This is a genomic window from Hymenobacter perfusus (assembly GCF_003944765.1).
GTDB classification, from domain to species: Bacteria; Bacteroidota; Bacteroidia; order Cytophagales; family Hymenobacteraceae; genus Hymenobacter; species Hymenobacter perfusus.
Genome location: NZ_RWIU01000002.1, coordinates 494298 through 510319, shown reverse-complemented (window position 1 = coordinate 510319; position 16022 = coordinate 494298). Strand labels below are relative to the sequence as shown.

The window sequence follows — 16022 nt, the reverse complement described above, 5'->3', positions numbered from 1 at the left end:
GCTTGAACCGTTGCCGAGTAATGGCTCACCTGCTATCCGAAGCCGTTTCGGGAAGGATGATCGGACCGACGGCTCCTAGCCGCCGGGCTGGAAAACGACAACGCCCGATCTGTCTAACAGACCGGGCGTTATCGTTTATCAAGCAGTAGACTACCGGCTTAGGTTTCCGTCAGCACGGTTTTGAAGCCATGGAGCTTGCCGCCTTCTCCCTCGCCCAACACCAGCACCAGCACTTGCGGGCCCGTGCCGAAGCGGTACACCTGCGTGCCGCTAAGCTCCTGTTTCAGGTACATTTGCAGGGCCTTGAAACGGTTGGCCAGTTCGGGGTTGCCCAGCACACCGTTGTCGGCGGTGTGGTTGCGCAGGAAGTAGGTCAGCTCCTGCTTTTCCACCTGAGTATCGGCGGGCAGGCCGGCCAGCTGGGCCAGGGCCGCATCGGTGAGGCCGCCGGCGGGAGCCGGGAAGCTTACGGGCTCCAGCGGTGCGTCGCCCTCGCTCATGTACACGAGACCCTTGGTCAACTCGCGCAGTTGGGCCAGGGCCGGGTCGTTGGCAGCGGCGGCAGGTTTGGTTGTTTTGGCCTGGGGCTCCGATTCCTCCATGGTTTCGCGGCCGCCTTTGGTGTCGCGCGGGTCGGTGGGGGCGGCGGCGGTGCCGCTCACCACGGCCGGCACCTGCGCCCCAATGGCGGCGGCCAGCTGGTTCTGGCGCTGCTCGGGTACCTTAATCTTGGGGTTGGCGAAGTTCATATCCGACACGTTGTTCATCGGAATGAGGTGAATATGCGCGTGGGGCACTTCCAGCCCGATAACGGCCACTCCTACCCGCTTGCAGGGCACGGCGGCTTTCACGCCCCGGGCCACGCGCTGAGCAAACAAGTGCAGGGCGGCCAGCTCGGCCGGCGGCATATCAAAAATGTAATCGACTTCGCGCTTGGGAATAACCAGCGTGTGGCCTTCCACCAGCGGCGTAATATCCAGAAAGGCCAGGTGATGCTCGTCTTCGGCCACCTTAAAAGCGGGCAGCTCGCCGGACACGATGCGGGAGAAAATGGAAGGCATACGGTGTAGTGGTGAAATTGTGAAGTGGTGAAGTGGTGAAAGACCACGGGCAGGGTCAGCCAAAGTACGGGGCAAAACGCAAAAGAGCGAAGCCAGTGGCTCCGCCCTTTCAAGTAGTTGATGAAATTCACCAACTCACAATTTCACAAACTCACCGCTAGCGGCTGATTTCCAGGATTTCAAACTGCAGTTTGCCAGCCGGCACAGTAATTTCAGCCGTGTCGCCGGCTGATTTGCCAAGCAGGCCTTTGCCGATGGGCGACTTCACGGAGATTTTACCGGCGGCCAGGTTGGCCTCTTCCTCGGCAACCAGCGTGTAGTCGAGCACCATGTTGTTCTTCAGGTTCTTGAGCTTCACCTTGCTCATGATGAGCACCTTGGTCAGGTCCAGGTTCGTCTCATCGAGCAGGCGGGCGTTGCCGACTACTTCCTCCAGCTTGGAGATTTTCAACTCCAACAGCCCCTGGGCTTCCTTGGCGGCATCGTACTCCGCGTTTTCGCTCAGGTCGCCTTTGTCGCGGGCTTCGCGCAGGTCGTCGGCGGCTTTGGCGCGGCCACGGATTTTGAGGTCCTGGAGCTCATCCTTCAGCTTCTGAAGACCTTCGGGAGTATAGTAGTTGATGGTAGACATGGTGGGGTGCTGTAAGCTCAAAAAACAAGGAGAACGGCCAGCGCGGCTGGCCGTTCTCCCCGGAACAGGTTTAGGCAAATATACGAAACGTTGGGGAAAACGGCCAGAAAGCCCCTCGTCATTCCCCCGGAGCTACCCCAGAAACACCCGTAGCTTCTCGGCCAGCACCCGGTTGATGCGCTCGTAGCTCTGGAAGCTCCAGCCGCCCACGTGGGGCGAGAGAACCACGTTCGGGGCCGTGCGCAGGTAGTCGTAGCGGGTTTGCTGTTCGGGGCTTAGGGTGATGAGCTTCTCGTTTTCGAGCACATCCAACGCTGCGCCGCGCAGCTGGCCGGTTTGCAGGCGCTGCACCACGGCGGCGTGGTCGAGCACCTCGCCCCGGGCCGTATTCAGCAGCCACAACGGGTTCCGGAACCCGGCCAGCAGCTCCTCGTTCACAAAGTGGTGGTTGGCCGCCGAGTACGGAATGTGCAGGCTCAGCACCTCAGCCCGCGCCTGCAGCTCGGCCAGCGTTACCAGCGTGGCGTGGTGGTTGGGCTCCACGCGCGGGTCGTGGTCGTGAGCCAGTACGGTGCAGTCGAAGGCCTGGAGGCGCTTAGCGAAGGCGCGGCCCATGTGCCCGTAGCCCAGCAGCCCGATGGTTTTGCCCCCGATTTCCTCACCCCGGTTCGCCTCGCGCCGCCACTGGCCCTGGCGCACCTCCTGGTCGGCGCGGGTAATATTGCGTAGCAGCGCCAGCAGCAGCCCCACGGCGTACTCGCCCACCGCGTCGCGGTTGCCCTCGGGGGCGTTGAGCAGCGTTACGTTGGCTTCAGCCAGGGCGGCTTCGTCAATGTTATCGACGCCGGCCCCGGCCCGGCCCACGTAGCGCAGGTGCGGGCCGTGGGCCAGCAGCTCCCGCGTCACGCGCAGCTTAGAGCGCACCAGCAGCCCGTCGTAGGGGTGCGCGGCCAGCGCGGCGGGCACGTCGGCGGCCTTCAGCTCGGGCCGGTAGTGCAGCGTAACACCCAGCGGCTCCAGGTACTCAGGGAGGCTGGGGTGCATTTCGTCGATGACGAGGCAGAGGGACATTTTCAATTAGAAATTGAGAAGTAAAAACTACCGTCGTGATGCCTTGCCAACAGCACTACGCAACACTGTGTATTAATCCACCTTATGCTCCGCTACATGCTGCGTCAGCCCCACGAAATCGGCGACGCTGAGCTGCTCGGCACGCTTGTCGAAGATGGGGTCAGTGGTGGCTTCGGGGGGCATACCCAACGGCTTCAGCGCGTTGCGCAGGGTTTTGCGGCGGGTGGAGAAGGCCTGTTTCACCACTTTGAAGAATAGCTTCTCGTCGCAGGCCAGGCTTTCCGTGCTGTTGCGGGTGAGACGGATAACGGCCGACTGTACCTTGGGCGGCGGGCTGAACACGTGCGGCGGCACCGTGAACAGGTACTCGATAGTATAAAACGCCTGGAGCAGCACGCTCAGAATGCCGTAGGTTTTGGAGCCGGGGCCTTCGGCGAGGCGGTCGGCCACTTCCTTCTGAATCATGCCCACGCACTCGCGCACCTGCTGACGGTGAGCCAGCACCTGGAAGTAAATCTGGGAGCTGATGTTGTAGGGAAAGTTGCCGATGATGGTCAGCGGCTGCCCGTCGTAGAGCTTGGCCAGGTCCATTTTCAGGAAATCCTGGGAGTAAATCCGGTCTGCCAGCGCCGGGTAGTGCTTGCCCAGGTACGCCACCGAGTCCCGGTCGATTTCCACTACCGAAGTGCGGTATTCGGGGTGTTGCAGCAGTGTTTGGGTGAGTACGCCCATACCGGGGCCAATTTCCAGCACCTCCTTCACGCCATCGGGCAGGCGCAGGGCCTCCACAATGTTGCGGGCAATGTTGGGGTCGTTGAGGAAGTGCTGCCCGAGGTGCTTTTTGGCTTTAACGGAATCCATGAGGAGGAAGTAGGTAGGGGGTAGATGGTAATAGGATAGCAGCGTGCAAACAGTACCAGGAAACAGGCTGGCTCAAGTCAATATTTCTGTTGCTTGAACTAAGCTGGAGCTACCTTTCCTCCAACTGCCTGCTACCAACTACTTACTACCTGTTACCTTCACGGCCCAAAGATACGCCAGTGCCAGCCGTTTCTTCCTGTCCCGGGCCGAAGCGCGGTGCCGGCTTCCTCCTTACCTGCTTCCACTCATGCCCTTAGCCCTCGCCTACTCCGCCGATTTTCCCGCCATTGCCGACACCGTGTTCATTCTGCCGGCCGGCACCCGGGAGCTGCCCGTAACCGCCGCCGCTGACCTGCCCGAAGCCGCCCGTCAGTACGTGGCCACCCGCCTGCAGGCCGATGACAAGCTCATCAGCGTGAACCAGTACACCCACCACCACTACTACGTGGTGGCCGAGGACAAGAAAACGGCCGACCTCAGCACGGAAGCCCTGCGCAAAGCCGGCCACAAGCTGCACGCCCAGCTCAAGGCCGATGAGGTGGCCGAACTATATATCTGTAACCTCACCGCCCCCGGCGGGGCCCTGGCCCTGGCAGAAGGGCTGGCCCTCACGGCCTACCAGTTCGAGGGCTACAAAACCGACGAGAAATCGAAGAAACCGGCCACGCTTCAGCAGCTCACGCTGGTCGGCCCCGACCTCTCCGCCGAGCAGGTACAGGAGCTGGATGGCGTGCTGCAAGGCGTGTACCTGGCCCGCGACCTGGTGAACATGCCCTACTCCCACCTCAACGCTACCCAGCTGGCCCAGCAGTTCGAGCAGGCCGGCGAAGCCGCTGGTTTCTCGGTGGAAGTACTGGATCTGGTGCGGATTGAGGCCCTGCGCATGGGCGGCCTGCTGGCCGTGAACCAGGGCAGCCCCGAGCCGCCCACCTTCACTATTATGGAGTACAAGCCGGAAGGTGCCACCAATGCCAAGCCTATTGTGCTGGTGGGCAAGGGTGTAGTGTATGATACCGGCGGCCTCAGCCTCAAGCCCACGCCCAACAGCATGGACCTGATGAAGTGCGACATGGCCGGCTCGGCCGTGGTGGTGGGCGTACTCACGGCCTTGGCCAAAAACAACGTACCCCTGCACGTCATCGGCCTGGTGCCCGCCACCGACAACCGCCCCGGTGGCCCCGCCCTGGCCCCCGGCGACGTCATCACCATGTACAGCGGCCTCACGGTGGAGGTGATGAATACCGACGCCGAAGGCCGCCTCATTCTGGCCGACGCGCTGGCCTTTGCCAAAAAATACGAGCCCCAACTGGTGCTCGATTACGCCACGCTCACCGGCTCGGCCGTGCGGGCCATCGGTATTGAGGGCACCGTGTACATGGGTACCGCCGACGAGGAAACTATGCTGGCCCTCAAAAAAGCTGGCAACGCTACCCACGAGCGACTGGTAGAGTTTCCGCTCTGGGATGAGTACGCCGACCACATCAAGAGCCCCATTGCCGACATCAGCAACCTGGGCAAGGCCGAAGCCGGCGCCATTTCGGCCGGCAAGTTCCTGGAGCGCTTCACCGAGGGCTACCCCTGGATTCACTTCGATATTGCCGGCCCCGCCTTCCTCACCGCCCCCGATTCTTACCGCGGCAAAGGTGGCACCGGCACCGCCATCCGCTCCACGTATGAGTTTTTGAAAGGGCTGTAATTGTCCACTTGTCATCCTGAGGCGGAGCCGAAGGACCTTCTGCCCCTCTGAACGACTCTGCGGTAGCCTCTGCGTCCTCTGCGGGAAACGACGCCAGAACCACTCTAACGGGAGAAGGTCCTTCGCTTCGCTCAGGATGACAGCCCCATTCACTTACTCGCTCATTTACTCATTCTCAATACATGCTTCCACGCATTGGTATTTCCGTCGGCGACCTAGCCGGCATCGGTCCGGAAATCATCTATAAAACCTTCCTCGACCAGCGCCTGCTCAAGTTCTGCACGCCGGTGGTCTACGGCACGGCGGCTGTGCTTTTCGGCGACTTCCCGCACGACGCCAGCCACGAGCCGCTCACGTTCCGGCAGGTGCGCGAGGCGGCCGATATTGCCCCCGGCAAGCACAACGCCGTCACGTGCTGGGATGAGGACTACCACCTCACCCCCGGCCAGCCCAGCCCGGCCAGCGGCACGGCGGCCCGCCTGAGCCTGCAGGCCGCCGCCCGCGACCTGAAAGCCGGCCTGCTCGACGCCCTCGTGACGGCCCCCATCAGCAAGGAGAACACCCAGGCCGACGACTTCCGCTTTCCCGGTCACACCGAGTTTCTGACCAGCTTTTTCGAAGCCAGGGAAAGCCTGATGCTGCTGGCCGCCGATGACCTGCGCGTGGCCACCGTCACGGGCCACATTCCACTCAAGGACGTGCCGGGCCGCGTAACCAAGGAGCTGCTCACGGCCAAGCTGCGCATTTTGCTGCACTCATTGAAGCACGATTTCGGCATCGAGAAGCCGCGCGTGGCCGTGCTTGGCCTCAATCCCCACGCCGGCGAGAACGGCCTGCTCGGCACCGAGGAGGCCGACGTGGTAACGCCCGTGCTGCGCCGGTTTCAGGAAGAAGGCCACTTGGCCTACGGCCCGTTTCCGGCCGATGGCTACTTCGGCACCCGCCAGTTCAAGCAGTTTGACGCCACCCTCTCGCTCTACCACGACCAGGGTCTGATTCCCTTCAAAATCCTGGCCTTCGAGCGGGGCGTGAACTTCACGGCCGGTTTGCCCGTCATCCGTACTTCCCCCGACCATGGCACGGCCTACGGCCTGGCCGGTAAGTTCCAGGCCGACGAAACGTCTTTCCGCGAGGCCCTGTACATGGCCTGCGAGCTGGTGCGCTACCGCAAGTCGGAAGCCGAAATAAAGCCCCTGATTCCTGGTCCCGCTCCCCGCAGTGCCCGCAACGACTAGGCGGTAAAATTCCGTCGAGGTTCCTTGACCGTCATGCTGAGCCTGTTGAAGCATCTCTACCGCTTCGCCTAGCTCAGCATGACGGTCTGACGACTTTTTACACAGCTTCATCAGCTCAAACGCTGTATACCAGACTCCTCTTACCTCGAAGAAACAAGGCTAATCGTTAAATATCTGTCGCACCAAACAGAAACTTTCTTTCCAAAAACGAAATTTACTTTGCGGTTTTAAAATTGCGCCGTAAGTTTGCAGCCGTAATCAGCGGAGCCGGTTCGGCTCCGTTTTGTTTTTCGACGCTTTCATGACCTTGACCACTCCTACCGACTATCGCACCGCCCTGCGCCGCCTCGATGCGCTGGTAGCTGCGGGCGTAGAGGGCAACGTGGCCCTGGAAACGGAGTTTCGGGAGCTGATTACGGCTCTTGACGTGTACGAAAGCAAGCTGGGCCTGCTGCCGATTCCCAATCTGCCGACCTCCCTGGCCGAAATGATTGAGTTGAAGCGCCAGCAGATGCGGCTCAAGCAAAAGGAGCTGGCCGAGCTGCTGGAAGTGCCCGCCGGCCGCCTCTCCCAGATTCTGAGCGGCAAGCGGCGCGTTACGCTCGATCTGGCCAAGCGCCTGTACGAGCGCCTGGGTATTCCCTCGGATTTTATCCTGAAGAACGCCTGACCAAAGCGCCATACTGGGCTGCTGCTTTTACAAAACGGGCAAAACTTGTTACTTTTGCCCCCTGCTAAAAACTCACCGTGAAGAAGGATTCGCCATACGACATCAACATTGCCCGACTGGCCGATAAAACGCACCATTTCGCGTTTGATCTGGACCGCTCCTTCTTCGAGCAATTCGACCAAGAGCTGATTCCCGACGGTAACATCCACGCCGATATCACCCTGACCAAAACCGAACGGCTGATTACCGTGGATTTCGACCTCCAGGGTACTGTGCGTCAGGTCTGCGACCGGAGCCTCGACGACTACGACCAGGAAATCGACGCCCAGGAGCAACTGCTGGTGCGTTTCGGGGAGCAGGCACAGGAGCTGGACGACAACGTGCTGCAAATCACACCCGATACCCAGACGCTCCCGCTGGCCCAGCACCTGTTCGACTACATCGGACTGGCCCTGCCCATGAAAAAGCTGCACCCGCGCTTCCAGAACGAACCCGACGAGAACCCCGATGCCGATGCCACGCTCATCTTCACCACCCGCAAGGAAGGCGAGGATGATGCGGACGACGACGATACCGACCCGCGCTGGAATGCGCTCAAAAACCTCAATTAGGCTGAATCGGGCCTGATTTTTCTCTCTTAACTTTTACTTTTTAACTTTTCCCCGACCATGGCACATCCTAAGCGCCGGACCTCCTCCGCTACCCGCGACAAGCGTCGTAGCCACTACAAGCTGACTCCTAAAGCCGTGACGCTTTGCGCCACTACCGGCGAGCTGCACCTGCGTCACAAAGCCTACGTAGTAGACGGCGACCTGTACCTGAACGGTAAAGTAGCTATCAAAGATTACGCGCCCGTAGCCGCTCCGGCTCCTACTGACAACGACGAAGAGTAGTCGTACGTTAGCTGCTTATTGCCTCGCGGCTCCGCAACCACTATTACCGCCCGGCGGTTGGTTTCCGACATCGGGAGCCCGCCCCGGGCGGTGAACTGCGGCCCGAGGTTTCTCTCCCGGACCTCTTTGATTCCCCGTTCATGAAGATAGCCCTGGACGCAATGGGGGGCGATTTTGCTCCTCAAGCCGCCGTCGATGGGGCCGTTCTGGCCGCTCAGGCGCTGGCCGGTAAGGCCCAGATAGTGCTCATCGGCCAGGAAGCGGCCGTGCGCCCCCTGCTGGACCAGCACGGTGCCGCCGCCGCCGACCTTACCCTGGTTTCCGCTTCCCAGATCATTGAGATGGGCGAGCACCCGGCCAAAGCCTACCAGCAGAAGCAGGATTCCAGTATTGCTGTTGGCTACAAGCTGCTGGCTACCGGTGAAGTGGAAGCTTTCTGCTCGGCCGGTAATACCGGCGCGATGCTGGTGGGTGCCATGTTCAGCGTGAAGGCGGTTCCCGGTGTGATGCGCCCTGCCATTGCCAACTTTGTCCCCAAACTGCACGGCGGTATGGGTATCATGCTGGATGTGGGGGCCAATGCGGAATGCAAGCCCGAAATGCTGGAGCAGTTCGGTGAACTGGGCTCATTGTACGCCAAGTACGTGCTGGGTATTGAAACGCCTAAGGTGGGCCTTATGAACCTGGGCGAGGAAGAAGGCAAAGGCACAGCCATTACCCAGGCCGCGTACCAGCTGCTGAAAGTGAACCCTCATATTCACTTCATCGGCAATATCGAGGGCCGCGACCTGTTCAATGACAAAGCCGACGTGATTGTGTGCGACGGCTTTACGGGTAACGTGGTCCTGAAAATGGCCGAATCGGTGTATGATATTATTGCCGAGAAAGATATTCACGACCCGTTCCTCGACAAATTCAACTACGAAGCTGTTGGGGGCTCGCCCATCCTTGGCATCAACGACAATGCCATCATCGGCCACGGGGTAAGCACGCCTCAGGCCATCTGCAACATGCTGCTGCAAGGCTACCAAATGGCCCACTCCGGCATTGCTGATCAGATAAAAAACACCTTTAAGTCCTAGGAGCGACTGTAAGTCCGGCCGCCGAGCCGGACTTTTCCTTTGCCGCATCTGCTGTTCCCCAATTCGCTGATGAAGATTACCGCTGCCATTACCGGAGTCGGTTCCTACGTGCCCGATTACGTGCTGACCAACCGGGAGTTGGAAACCCTGGTGGATACCACCGATGAGTGGATTTTAAGCCGTACGGGAATTAAGGAGCGACACATTCTCAAGGGCGAAAACCAGGGCACTTCGGTGATGGGTATTAAAGCCGTAGAGCAGTTGCTGGCCAAAACCGGCAACCAAGCTGCCGATATCGACCTGCTGATTTGCGCCACCACTACCCCCGACCTGGTTTTCCCGGCCACGGCCAACATTATTTCGGCAGCCGTAGGTGCTACCAAGGCTTTCAGCTTCGATATGCAGGCGGCCTGCTCGGGCTTTATGTACGCGCTGGCCACTGGCTCGCAGTTCATTGCCACCGGCACCTACAAAAAAGTAGTGGTGGTGGGGGCCGATAAAATGTCGAGCATCATCGACTACACCGACCGCGCCACCTGCATCATCTTCGGAGATGGGGCCGGGGCCGTGTTGCTGGAACCCAACACCGATGGCCTGGGTCTGCTGGATCAGGAGTTGCACTCCGATGGCAATGGCGAGCAGTATCTGCACCAGAAAGCCGGCGGTTCGCGCCGGCCGCCCTCCGCCGATACTGTAGCCCACCGCGAGCATTACGTGTACCAGGAAGGGGCCGCCGTATTCAAGTTTGCCGTGAAAAATATGGCTGACGTGGCCGCCCAGGTGGCGGAGCGCAACGGTCTTTCGGCCGAGACCATCGACTGGCTGGTGCCCCATCAGGCTAATAAGCGCATCATTGATGCCACGGCCCACCGCGTCGGCATCGGCCCCGAGAAGGTGATGCTCAACATTCACAAGTACGGTAACACTACCAACGGCACCATTCCGCTGTGCCTCTCCGACTACGAGCAGCAGCTGCGCAAAGGGGATAACCTCATCATTGCCGCCTTTGGTGGCGGCTTTACCTGGGGCGCGCTGTACCTGAAATGGGCCTATGACCCCAAACCCGACCCGCGCACGGCGTAACCTCACGCGGCGCGAATACGGAAAACCTCCTATACTTGCACTCCCGACGTGCCGCCCCGCCAGTTTCCCGGGACGGCACGTTTTTTTTCAATTAAAAATTAAAAATGAAGAATTAAGAATCGGTTGGTCTACCGGTAGCGAACCAACTTGACCAGCCACCATTTTTAATTTTTAATTCCCAATTTTTAATTCCACTACCCCCATTCCTCATGGCCACTACTGCTGATTTCCGCAACGGGCTCGTTCTGAACTACAACGGCGACCTGCACGTCATCACCGAATTCCAACACGTAAAACCCGGCAAAGGCCCGGCTTTCGTGCGTACCAAGCTCCGCAACATCAAAACCGGCCGTGTTATCGATAACACCTTCAACGCCGGGGTGAAAGTGGAAACGGCCCGCGTGGAGCAGCGCCCGCACCAGTATTTGTACAAGGACGACTACGGCTACACGTTCATGGACAACGAAACCTTCGAGCAGGTGGTGCTGCCCAAGGCCATGGTACCGTTTGCCGATATTATGAAGGAAGGCCAGGTGGCCACCATCCTGTTCCACGCCGAAACCGAGCTGCCCCTCACGGCCGAACTGCCGACTACCGTGGAGCTGGTGGTCACCTACACCGAGCCCGGCCTGAAAGGCGACACCGCCACTAACACCCTCAAGCCGGCCATCGTGGAAACGGGGGCCCGCATTCAGGTGCCGCTGTTCATTGATACCGACACCAAAATCCGCATCAAGACCAGCGACTACTCCTATGTCGAAAGAGTCAAATAAGCAGCCCACCAAGTCCTCTCCCACCGCCATGAAAGCCAAAGAACTCCAGGACCTCATCGACTTCATTGCCAAGTCGGGTCTGAACAAAGTCAACATCGAAACCGACGAGTTTAAAATTTCGGTGCAGCGCGAGCCTTCCACGAAAGTGGTTTCGGCTGGTGTGGCCATGCCAGCGGCGGCTCCGGCTCCCGTAGCGGCTGCGGCCCCGGCCGCCGCTTCAGCCCCGGCTACTCCGGCAACGGCTCCGGCCGCGCCAGCCGCTGAGGCTGCCAGTGCCAGCCACGTGGCCCTGAAGTCGCCGATGATTGGCACGTTCTACCGCAGCAACAGCCCCGATTCGCCGGTGTTTGTGCAGGTGGGTGACTTGGTGGAGAAAGGCCAGGTAATCTGCATCATCGAGGCCATGAAGCTGTTCAACGAAATCGAGGCCGAGCAATCGGGCCGCGTGGTGAAAGCCCTGGTCGAAAATGCCTCCCCCGTGGAGTACGACCAGCCGCTGTTCCTGATTGAGCCAATGTAATTTTAGAGCTTAGAATTGAGAGCTTAGAACTTAGAATCCGTGAGTCGGCCCAACGCCGCCGCGAGTCTGAGTTCTAAGCTCTCCTTTCTCACATCTAACCCTGAGAGCTGTGTTCAAGAAAATACTGATTGCCAACCGGGGCGAAATTGCGCTGCGCGTGATTCGGACCTGCAAGGAAATGGGCATCAAGACGGTGGCCGTGTACTCGACGGCCGATAAGGAAAGCCTGCACGTACGCTTCGCCGATGAGGCCGTGTGCATTGGGCCGCCCGCTTCGTCGCAGAGCTACCTGAGTATCCCAACGCTGATTGCCGCCGCCGAAATTACCAACGCCGACGCCATTCATCCGGGCTACGGGTTTCTGAGCGAAAACGCCGAATTCTCGCGCGTGTGCCAGGAAAACGGCATCAAGTTCATCGGCGCTTCGCCCGATATGATTAACCGCATGGGTGATAAGGCCTCGGCCAAGGCTACCATGATTGCCGCCGGCGTGCCTTGCATTCCGGGTTCCGTGGGCCTGCTTGATTCGGTGGAGCAGGGCAAGAAGATTGCCGCCAAAATCAAGTACCCCGTTATTCTGAAGGCTACGGCCGGCGGCGGCGGGCGCGGCATGCGCATCATCAATGCCGAAGACGAGTTCGAGAAAGCTTGGAACGACGCCCGCACCGAATCGAAAGCCGCCTTCGGCAACGACGGCATGTACCTGGAAAAATTTGTGGTGGAACCCCGCCACATCGAAATTCAGGTGTGCGGCGACCAGTTCGGCCACGTGTGCCACCTCTCGGAGCGCGACTGCAGCATCCAGCGCCGCCACCAGAAACTGGTGGAGGAAGCGCCTTCGCCGTTTATGACCGATGATCTGCGCGAGCGGATGGGTGCGGCGGCTATTGCCGGCGCTTCGGCCATCGGCTACGAGGGCGTGGGTACCATTGAGTTCCTGGTAGACAAGGACCGGAACTTCTACTTCATGGAGATGAACACCCGCATTCAGGTGGAGCACCCCGTAACAGAAGAAGTTATCAACTACGACCTGATCAAGGAGCAGATTAAGGTGGCCGCGGGCATTCCGATTTCGGGCAACAACTACTCGCCCAAAATGCACGCCATGGAGTGCCGCATCAACGCCGAGGACCCCACGAAGGACTTCCGTCCGTCACCGGGCAAAATCACGGTGCTGCACATCCCGGGCGGCCACGGCGTGCGCGTGGATACGCACGTGTATGCCGGCTACCAGATTCCGTCGAACTACGACTCGATGATTGCCAAGCTCATCACTGTGGCCCAGACTCGGGAAGAGTGCATCGTGAAAATGAAGCGCGCTCTGAGCGAGTTTGTGGTGGAAGGCGTGAAAACGACCATCCCGTTCCACCTCAAGCTGATGGATAACGAGCAGTTCAAGGCCGGCGACTTCACCACGAAGTTCCTGGAAACGAGCTTCGATTTCTCGGAGCTGTAAACCATACTTTCCGCCAAACCAAAGGCCTGTTCCGCGAGGATCAGGCCTTTTTTGGTTTGTGAGGCCAAAATTTTGCACGGAAGCTGCACATCAATGCAGCACCAAAACCGGCAAACAGCCCATTATTACAATCGAAACAATTTTTAATTGCACTGCATTGATCAATACAGAACCGGATATTGCTTAAAAAAGAGATTAACGGAGGTTAGTGATTACTCACTAAATTATGCTGCTACTCGTGTTTCGAATAGGCAGATTTCGACTGGTGCCCTGTATACTTGCAGTGTTCTAATCCCACTAACCAAAACACCCACTTTTATGAAAGCAAAACTGACCGTAGCCCTCTCGGGGCTGCTGGCGGCTGGTTCCCTGTTGTCTTCGTGCAGCAAAGAGGAACTGCAGCCCACGGCCACGGCCGTGCCCCAGGCCACTTCATCTGGCCAGAATGCCGTGGTGACCAATGGCGTGATGATGCAGGCGTTTTACTGGGATGTGCCAATCAGCAACGCGCAGGGCACCTGGTGGCAGGTGCTGGGCTCCAAGGCAGCTGAGCTGAAGGCCGCTGGCATTACGGCCCTCTGGCTGCCCCCAGCCTACAAAGGTGGCAGCCAAAGCGACGTCGGCTACGGCGTGTATGACCGCTACGATTTGGGCGAATTCAACCAGAAAGGCTCCGTAGCCACGCGTTACGGCACCATCGGGCAGCTGCAGACTGCTATCGGGGCCATGAAGGGCCAGGGCCTGCAGGTGTACGAGGACATGGTAATGAACCACATGGCCTGGGCCGATGCGCAGGAAAACGTGAATGGCAACCTGGTGTACACTAAGTTCAACTTCCCCGGCCGCGGCAATACGTATAGCAGCTACAAGTGGGGCTTCAACAACTTCACCGGCACGCAGCAGGCGCCCAACAATGGCTGGTACCAGTGGAAAAGCTGGGACTTCCAGCCCTACGCCAACAACGACGCCTACGACAACCTGCTGGGCTCGGAAATCCAGTACAACAACAACGCGTCCAACCAGACCGAAACCATCAACTGGGGCAACTGGATTACCACCAAGATGAGCCTCGACGGCTACCGCCTCGATGCCACCAAGCACATTTACACGCCCTACGTAAACCAGTGGCTGGACGCGGTGAAAACCAACGGCCGCTTTGCCGTGAGCGAGGCTTGGTTCCGTAACCTGCAGGACCTGAAGAACTACGCCGCCGCTACCGGGGGCCGCACCAGCCTGTTTGACGTGCCGCTGCACTACACCTTCCAGGACATGAGCAACGGCAACGGCAGCTGGGATATGCGCGGCCTGCAGTTTGCCGGTTTCACCGAGTCGAACCCGACGCTGTCGGTGAGCTTTGTGGATAACCACGACACCGACCACCCCGGCGCGCTGTACTCACCCGTTACCAACTTCAAGATGCTGGCCTACGCCTACATCCTGACCCGTGCCAACGGCTACCCCTGTGTATTCTACAAGGATTACTACAACTATGGCCTCGGCAACCAGATCAAGACGCTGAACGGCATCCGCCAGGCCAACGCCTACGGGGCCGCCGCCGAATACACCAGCGTCAACGACGCCGACGTGTACGCCTACTCCCGGGCCGGCGACGCCACCCACAAAGGCCTGCTGATGCTGCTCAACGACGGCGGCTCGGCCCGCACCAAAACCATCACCACGCCCTTCAAGAGCGCCACGCTGACCGACAAAACCGGCAACACCGGCGGCACCGTGACCACCGACGCCAATGGCACCGGCGTATTCCCGGTAAACGCCCGCAGCTACGCGGTGTGGGTACCCGGCAGCACCGGCGGCACCACGCCTCCCCCCACCGGCGGTACCACGGCCGTATCGTTCAACGTCACGTACAGCGGCACCGTATCGGGGCAGGATGTGTACGTACTGGGCAGCACCGCCCAACTGGGTGCCTGGAATACGGCCAACGCCATTAAGCTCAGCGGCGCTACCTACCCCGTGTGGAAAGGCACCATTAACCTGACCAGCGGCACCAGCGTGCAGTATAAGTACATCCGCAAGGATGCAGCCGGCAACGTGCTCTACGAAGGCGGCGCCAACCGCACCTTCACGCCCAGCGGCTCCAGCCAGACCCGCACCGAAACCTGGCAGTAAGCAACTCTTCCTGATGTTCTATGAAGCTGTTTAGGAAGTAGTAGACCGTCATGCTGAGCTTGCCGAAGCATCTCGCGTGCTGATGTTGAGATACTAATCTGATGTCAACACGCGAGATGCTTCGACAAGCTCAGCATGACGGTCTTTTTTAACTCCTCTAACTTCCTAAACAGCTTCTATTTTCGAAAAAGGGTCGGCCACTTGGCCGACCCTTTTTTATGATTTTTTTGGCAAGTACCCTTCAGCGCGAAGCCTACTTTACTGCTTCCCCGCCCTGCTCGATTTCCGTTACCAGCTCGCCGTACCACGCCTCGCCGTACTTGCGGATGAGGGGTTCTTTCAGGAACTGATAGATGCGCACGCCCAGGCTGGCCCCGAAGGAGCAGGCGGGCGAGCAGATGGTCCACCGGTCGTAGTTCAGGGCCTCGAAGCCGTCGTACTTGGTGATGCGGATGGGGTACAGGTGGCAGCTAATGGGCTTTTTGAACGAAGTGGCGCCGGCCAGGTAGGCCTGTTCGATGCCGCACTTGAGGATCCCCCGCTCGTCGTAGAGGGCATAGGCGCACTCCCGGTCGTTGATGGTGGTGGTGCTGTAGTCGCCCTCCCAGTCCTTGATGTAGAGGCCCTGCTGCTCGATGGCCTCGCGGCCGGCCTCAGTGAGGAAGGGCTTGATGGCCTCGTACTCGTTCTGCAGAATCTGCAGCTCCTCGTCCTCCAGCGGCGCGCCCAGGTCGCCTTCCACGCAGCAGGCACCTTTGCAGGCTTCGAGGTTACAAACGAAGAAATTGTCCCGAATATCGTCGGAAATGATGGTGTGCTGGATCTGAATCATGGAGTTGTCGCGCAGTGGTTCGCAGTGG

At 59.5% G+C, this 16022-nt stretch carries 16 protein-coding genes; 11 read left to right on the top strand and 5 right to left on the bottom strand.

Features of this window, described 5'->3' with window-relative positions:
- Positions 1–158: 158 nt before the first annotated feature.
- The 4 genes from EI293_RS22565 to rsmA all read right to left on the bottom strand — a co-directional run bounded on the left by EI293_RS22565 (position 159) and on the right by rsmA (position 3624).
- The gene (locus tag EI293_RS22565; protein ID WP_170170305.1) at positions 159–1061 is read right to left on the bottom strand and encodes a nuclease A inhibitor family protein; all 903 of its coding nucleotides are present in this window, start codon (positions 1059–1061) and stop codon (positions 159–161) included.
- A gap of 157 nt (positions 1062–1218) precedes the next feature.
- Positions 1219–1692 carry a transcription elongation factor GreA gene (gene greA, locus EI293_RS08275; protein ID WP_044002423.1) on the bottom strand — a complete coding sequence of 158 codons (474 nt, stop codon included), beginning with the start codon at positions 1690–1692 and terminating at the stop codon, positions 1219–1221.
- A 132-nt stretch (positions 1693–1824) separates the two neighbouring features.
- Positions 1825–2763 carry an NAD(P)-dependent oxidoreductase gene (locus tag EI293_RS08270; protein ID WP_125436661.1) on the bottom strand — a complete coding sequence of 313 codons (939 nt, stop codon included), beginning with the start codon at positions 2761–2763 and terminating at the stop codon, positions 1825–1827.
- Between the two features lie 72 nt (positions 2764–2835).
- Positions 2836–3624, bottom strand: coding sequence for a 16S rRNA (adenine(1518)-N(6)/adenine(1519)-N(6))-dimethyltransferase RsmA (gene rsmA, locus EI293_RS08265; RefSeq protein ID WP_125436660.1), 789 nt, complete (start codon positions 3622–3624; stop codon positions 2836–2838).
- 247 nt (positions 3625–3871) lie between these two features.
- On the opposite strand from rsmA, the gene EI293_RS08260 reads away from it, so the two are divergent.
- From EI293_RS08260 to EI293_RS08210, 11 genes are all read left to right on the top strand, one after another.
- Complete coding sequence (locus EI293_RS08260) at positions 3872–5320, top strand: leucyl aminopeptidase family protein (RefSeq protein WP_125436659.1); 1449 nt, start codon at positions 3872–3874, stop codon at positions 5318–5320.
- Positions 5321–5502: 182 nt separating this feature from the next.
- Complete coding sequence (pdxA, locus tag EI293_RS08255; RefSeq protein WP_125436658.1) at positions 5503–6555, top strand: 4-hydroxythreonine-4-phosphate dehydrogenase PdxA; 1053 nt, start codon at positions 5503–5505, stop codon at positions 6553–6555.
- A gap of 301 nt (positions 6556–6856) precedes the next feature.
- Positions 6857–7225, top strand: coding sequence for a helix-turn-helix domain-containing protein (locus EI293_RS08250; RefSeq protein WP_125436657.1), 369 nt, complete (start codon positions 6857–6859; stop codon positions 7223–7225).
- 77 nt (positions 7226–7302) lie between these two features.
- Complete coding sequence (locus EI293_RS08245) at positions 7303–7836, top strand: YceD family protein (protein ID WP_125436656.1); 534 nt, start codon at positions 7303–7305, stop codon at positions 7834–7836.
- A 57-nt stretch (positions 7837–7893) separates the two neighbouring features.
- A complete protein-coding gene (rpmF, locus tag EI293_RS08240; RefSeq protein WP_125436655.1) occupies positions 7894–8118 on the top strand; it encodes a 50S ribosomal protein L32 in 225 nt (74 codons plus the stop codon).
- Between the two features lie 140 nt (positions 8119–8258).
- The gene (gene plsX, locus EI293_RS08235) at positions 8259–9200 is read left to right on the top strand and encodes a phosphate acyltransferase PlsX (protein ID WP_125436654.1); all 942 of its coding nucleotides are present in this window, start codon (positions 8259–8261) and stop codon (positions 9198–9200) included.
- Positions 9201–9269: 69 nt separating this feature from the next.
- On the top strand, positions 9270–10283 hold the full coding sequence (locus tag EI293_RS08230; RefSeq protein WP_125436653.1) for a beta-ketoacyl-ACP synthase III: 1014 nt from the start codon (positions 9270–9272) through the stop codon (positions 10281–10283).
- 209 nt (positions 10284–10492) lie between these two features.
- Positions 10493–11056 carry an elongation factor P gene (gene efp, locus EI293_RS08225; protein WP_125436652.1) on the top strand — a complete coding sequence of 188 codons (564 nt, stop codon included), beginning with the start codon at positions 10493–10495 and terminating at the stop codon, positions 11054–11056.
- Between the two features lie 28 nt (positions 11057–11084).
- Positions 11085–11576, top strand: coding sequence for an acetyl-CoA carboxylase biotin carboxyl carrier protein (accB, locus tag EI293_RS08220; RefSeq protein WP_125437145.1), 492 nt, complete (start codon positions 11085–11087; stop codon positions 11574–11576).
- Positions 11577–11685: 109 nt separating this feature from the next.
- Positions 11686–13032, top strand: a complete 1347-nt coding sequence (gene accC, locus EI293_RS08215; protein ID WP_125436651.1) for an acetyl-CoA carboxylase biotin carboxylase subunit — start codon at positions 11686–11688, stop codon at positions 13030–13032.
- A gap of 318 nt (positions 13033–13350) precedes the next feature.
- Positions 13351–15162 (top strand): alpha-amylase, encoded by a 1812-nt coding sequence (locus tag EI293_RS08210; protein ID WP_125436650.1) that lies wholly within the window; start codon positions 13351–13353, stop codon positions 15160–15162.
- A 253-nt stretch (positions 15163–15415) separates the two neighbouring features.
- Here the strand turns inward: EI293_RS08210 and EI293_RS08205 are convergent, their stop codons facing one another.
- Positions 15416–15994: a DUF3109 family protein gene (locus EI293_RS08205; RefSeq protein ID WP_125436649.1), complete on the bottom strand. Its 579-nt coding sequence runs from the start codon at positions 15992–15994 to the stop codon at positions 15416–15418.
- Positions 15995–16022 lie beyond the last annotated feature (28 nt).